4 protein-coding genes are annotated in these 4,676 nt (G+C 70.5%); 3 read left to right on the top strand and 1 reads right to left on the bottom strand.

Annotated elements, in window-relative coordinates; translation table 11 throughout:
- The first annotated feature begins 64 nt into the window (after positions 1–64).
- The 3 genes from P409_RS27175 to P409_RS27185 all read left to right on the top strand — a co-directional run bounded on the left by P409_RS27175 (position 65) and on the right by P409_RS27185 (position 4,225).
- Entirely contained in the window at positions 65–1,822 is a 1,758-nt protein-coding gene (locus P409_RS27175) for an ATP-binding cassette domain-containing protein (RefSeq protein WP_034845760.1), read from the top strand.
- A 146-nt stretch (positions 1,823–1,968) separates the two neighbouring features.
- Complete coding sequence (locus tag P409_RS27180; RefSeq protein WP_034845762.1) at positions 1,969–3,114, top strand: ABC transporter permease; 1,146 nt, start codon at positions 1,969–1,971, stop codon at positions 3,112–3,114.
- Position 3,115: 1 nt separating this feature from the next.
- Entirely contained in the window at positions 3,116–4,225 is a 1,110-nt protein-coding gene (locus P409_RS27185; RefSeq protein WP_034845764.1) for an ABC transporter permease, read from the top strand.
- An 11-nt stretch (positions 4,226–4,236) separates the two neighbouring features.
- Here P409_RS27185 and P409_RS38310 read toward each other — a convergent pair whose 3' ends face one another.
- Positions 4,237–4,425 (bottom strand): hypothetical protein, encoded by a 189-nt coding sequence (locus P409_RS38310; protein ID WP_152613566.1) that lies wholly within the window; start codon positions 4,423–4,425, stop codon positions 4,237–4,239.
- Between the last annotated feature and the right edge of the window lie 251 nt (positions 4,426–4,676).

A 4,676-nucleotide genomic window follows, 5' to 3' on the forward strand; every position in this document is an offset into this window, starting at 1 on the left:
CCTACCCCCCTCCCGCGAGGGGAGGGGGGGACTCGATTGGTTTCGGTGGGTGGGGCGTAGCGCCATGCCGACGAGCAATCCCCACCCGACCTCGGAGCCTCCGGACCTCGTCCGCATCGACGGGGTGACCAAGCGCTTCGGGCCCGGCAAGCCGGCGCTCGACGCGGTCACCGCCGCGATCGGCGGCGGCCGGATCACCGGCTTGGTCGGGCCCGACGGCGCGGGCAAGACCACGCTGATCCGGCTGATGACCGCCCTGATGTGGCCGGAGGAGGGGGCGCTGACCGTGCTCGGCCATGACAGCCGGGCCGAGCCGGCGCCGATCCAGGCCGCGATCGGCTACATGCCGCAGCGCTTCGGCCTGTACGAGGACCTGACGGTGCAGGAGAATCTCGAGCTCTACGCCGATCTCCGTGCCCTGCCGAAGGCCGAGCGGCCGGCGGTGTTCGACGAGCTGCTGACCTTCACCGATCTCAAGCACTTCACCGGCCGGCTGGCCGGCAAGCTGTCCGGCGGCATGAAGCAGAAGCTCGGCCTCGGCTGCGCGCTCCTGCGCAAGCCGCGCCTCTTGCTGCTGGACGAGCCCGGCGTCGGCGTCGACCCGATCTCGCGGCGCGAGCTGTGGGGCATGGTGCGCGACCTGACGCGCGAGGGCATCGGCGTGGTCTGGTCGACCGCCTATCTCGACGAGGCCGAGAAATGCGACCGGGTGCTGCTGCTGAACGAAGGGAAGCTGCTGTATGAGGGCGAGCCGGACGGCCTGACGGGCCGGGTCGAGGGCCGGGTGTTCCGGCTGACCGGGGTCGAAGGCCGGCGCCGGCAGGTGCTGGCTGCGGCGCTGGACCGGCCGGGCGTGATCGACGGCGTGATCCAGGGCACCGCGATCCGGCTGGTGACCAAGGAGGCCGGCCGGCCCCCAGAACCGCCGGAAGAGGCCGGCGCCGACGCCAGGGTGAAGCCGGCGGAGCCGCGCTTCGAGGACGCCTTCGTCGACATCCTCGGCGGCGGCCCCGGCGGCCGGTCGAAGCTGGCCGAGGCGCGCGAGGCGCTGCCGCCGCGCGACGGGCCGGTGATCGAGGCACGCGGCCTGACCAAGCGCTTCGGCGACTTCACCGCCGCGGCCGACATCAGCTTCGACATTCCGCGCGGCGAGATCTTCGGCCTGCTCGGCCCCAACGGCGCCGGCAAGTCGACCACCTTCAAGATGCTGTGCGGCCTGCTGAAGCCGACGGCGGGGGAGGGGCGGGTGGCCGGCTTCGACCTGCGCCGCGACGCGGCGCAAGCGCGCAACCGCCTGGGCTACATGGCGCAGAAATTCTCGCTCTACGGCGATCTCAGCGTCGCCCAGAACCTCGATTTCTTCGCCGGCGTCTACGGGCTGGACCGGCGCCGGGCGCAGCGCCAGATCGGGCTGATGCTCGACATCTTCGTGCTCGGCGAGGTGCGGTCGCGCTCGGCCGGGACCCTGCCGCTCGGCTTCAAGCAGCGCCTGGCCCTGGCCTGCGCGGTGATGCACGAGCCCGAGGTGCTGTTCCTGGACGAGCCGACCTCCGGCGTCGATCCGATCAGCCGGCGCGAGTTCTGGACCCATATCAACGGTCTGGTCGAGCGCGGCGTGACCGTGCTGGTGACCACCCATTTCATGGACGAGGCCGAGTATTGCGACCGGATCACGCTGATCTATCGCGGCCGCTCCATCGCGCTGGGCTCGCCGGACGAGCTGAAGGCGAAGGTGGCGGGCAAGGACCGCCCCGACCCGACCATGGAGGACGCCTTCATCGCCCTGGTCGAGGCCTCGGATGAGAGGAAGGAGGCGGCGTGATGGGCTTCCACTCCGCGGTCGTAGAGGCCGCTCTCAGCTGTCGGCCCAAGCAAAACGAGTCCCCCCCTCCCCCGCAAGGGGAGGGGGGACAAAAAGGGGGCACGGTTTGAGTCCGTCACAGTCAGCGGTTCGCTCGGGGGCAGCCCGTGACCGCCCCCGCCCTCTCCCGCGCCGACCGTCTCCGCCGGTTCGGGGCGCTCCTGCGCAAGGAGAGCCGGCAGATCCTGCGCGACCCGTCCAGCCTGCTGATCGCGGTGGTGCTGCCGGTGCTGCTGTTGTTCCTGTTCGGCTATGCCCTGTCGCTCGACGCCGACCACACCCGGGTCGGCGTGGCGGTGGAGAGCCCAGGGCCGGAGGCGCGCGACCTGGCCGCCGCCTTCCAGGCCTCGCGCTATTTCGACGCCCGCATCGGCACCGACCGGCGGCAATTCGCCGACGACCTGGTGACCAACCGGGTCAAGGGCATCATCGTCATTCCCGCCACCTTCGCCGCCGAGGCGGCGCGGCCCGGTGGCGCGCCGCAGATCCAGATCCTGGTCGACGGCACCGACCCGAACACCGCCAATTTCGTCATGGCCTATGCCCAGGGGGTGCTGTCGGGCTGGCGGGCGATGCGGGCGGCCAGGCAGGGAGCCGACGGCGCGCCCGCGATCGATGTCGAGCAGCGCGTCTGGTTCAACCAGGAGCTGGTCAGCCGCAACACCCTGGTGCCCGGCGCCATCGCCATCGTCATGACCATGATCGGCACGCTGCTGACTGCCCTGGTGGTGGCGCGGGAGTGGGAGCGCGGCACGATGGAGGCGATGATGGCGACGCCGGTCACGGCGGCGGAGCTGCTGGCCGGCAAGGTGCTGCCCTATTTCGCGCTCGGCCTGGCGTCGCTGACCCTGTGCGTCTTCGTCGCCGTGGTGCTGTTCGGGGTGCCGTTCCGCGGCTCGATCGGCGCGCTGTACCTGGTCTCCGCCGCCTTCCTGTGCCCGGCGCTGGGGCTGGGCCTGATCATCTCCTCGGCCACCAGGAACCAGTTCCTGGCGTCGCAGCTGGCCCTGGTGGCCGGGTTCCTGCCGGCCTTCCTCCTGTCCGGCTTCCTGTTCGAGATCGGCTCGATGCCGCGGCCGATCCAGTGGATCACCTATATCCTGCCGGCGCGCTACTACGTGCCGGCGCTGCAGACCGTGTTCCTGGCCGGGGACATCTGGCCCCTGTACCTGCGCAACATGGCCGTGCTGCTGGTCGAGGGCGCGATCCTGCTGGCCCTGGCCGCGCGGCTGATGCGAAAGAGGCTGGCCTGAGATGTGGCGCCGCCTGAAGGCCCTGGTGGTCAAGGAGCTGCTGGCCGTGCTGCGCGACCCGCGCGGCCGGATGATCCTGATCGTGCCGCCGATCCTGCAGCTCTTCGTCTTCGCCTATGCGGCGACGATGGAGGTGAAGAACGTCGACCTCGCCCTGCTGGACCGCGACCGCGGCGCCTGGAGCCAGGAGCTGGTGCGGCGGGTCGAGGGCTCGCCCTATTTCCGCAGCATCCTGGCGGTCGACACGCCGGAGGCGCTGCGGGACGCGATCGACCGGCAGCAGGTGCTGGCGGCGGTGCAGATCGGTCCCGGCTTCTCGCGCGACGTCGCCGCCGGCCGCCCGGCGGATGTGCAGGTGATCCTGGACGGCCGCCGCTCCAACGCCTCGCAGCTGGCCGGCAACTACATCTCGCAGATCGTCGCCGGCATGGCGGCCGACGCCGCCAGCCCCAGCGGCGTGGCCGAGGGGGCGGATGCCGCCGTGCCGCGCTTCTGGTTCAACCCGGCGCTGGACACGCAATGGTTCATGGTGCCCAACCTGATCGCGGTGATCGCCGTGCTGATCGGCCTGATCGTCACCGGCCTGTCGATCGCGCGGGAGCGGGAGCTGGGCACCTTCGACCAGCTGCTGGTCTCGCCGCTCCGGGTGCACGAGATCCTGCTGGGCAAGACCATCCCGTCGCTCCTGATCGGCTTCGCCCATTGCAGCGTCTACCTGCTGGCGGCAGTGCTCTGGTTCGGCCTGCCGCTGCGCGGGTCGCTGGGCATGTTCTACGCCGGCGTGTTCTTCTACCTGCTGGCGCTGATCGGCGTCGGGCTGTTCATCTCGTCGCTGTCGGCGACGCAGCAGCAGGCGATCCTGGGATCCTTCCTGTTCATGATCCCGGCGACGCTGATGTCCGGCTTCGCCACCCCGATCGACAACATGCCGGGCTGGCTGCAGCCGGTGACCTATCTGAACCCGCTGCGCTACTTCATCGTCATCGTCCGCGGCGTGTTCCTGAAGGGACTGCCGGTCGAGGAGATGCTGCGCAACACCGTGCCGCTGGCGCTGATCGCCCTGGCGACGCTCAGCGCCGCCGCGTGGATGTTCCGGCGAAGAATGGAGTAGAGGCCAGCCTTTTAAGGCAGCGGGACGACGCGGTTGTACAGGTCGTCGCCGGGCTCGCGGGCCGGGGCGGTCCGGTCCAGCGCCGCGGGCGTCGGGTTATGGACCGACACGTTGAATTGGTCGCCGGGGACCTGCGGCGACGAGCAGGCGACCATGACGACGCCGGCCGCGATCAACGACAGAACTGCCGGAACCCGCATCACGCATACTCCCCCGGGGCGCCGTCGCCTGTCGACGGCATGACCCTGATCCTACGATCCTCCACCCCGCTGCGCTCCGCTGCAAGCCCGAAACCGGTTACGGTTGTATCCAAACAATTGATCTGTTTCGGAGTGCGGCGTCTGGCCTTAGGGTCTGAGGCCGCCGGTCGGCAGCCCTGCCCCGGCCCAGCCCAGAGGCCGGCGATGCGGACCGACACTTCCTCCACCTTCGACGCGCCGGGCGGCGCGAC

This window comes from Inquilinus limosus MP06 (assembly GCF_000767795.1).
GTDB classification, from domain to species: domain Bacteria; phylum Pseudomonadota; class Alphaproteobacteria; order DSM-16000; family Inquilinaceae; genus Inquilinus; species Inquilinus limosus_E.

Excerpts from the sequence above, each read along its gene's own strand:
- P409_RS27175 (WP_034845760.1), top strand. The coding sequence starts at position 65 with ATGCCGACGAGCAATCCCCACCCGACCTCGGAGCCTCCGGACCTCGTC.
- P409_RS27185 (WP_034845764.1), top strand. The coding sequence starts at position 3,116 with ATGTGGCGCCGCCTGAAGGCCCTGGTGGTCAAGGAGCTGCTGGCCGTG.
- P409_RS38310 (WP_152613566.1), bottom strand. The coding sequence starts at position 4,425 with ATGCGGGTTCCGGCAGTTCTGTCGTTGATCGCGGCCGGCGTCGTCATG.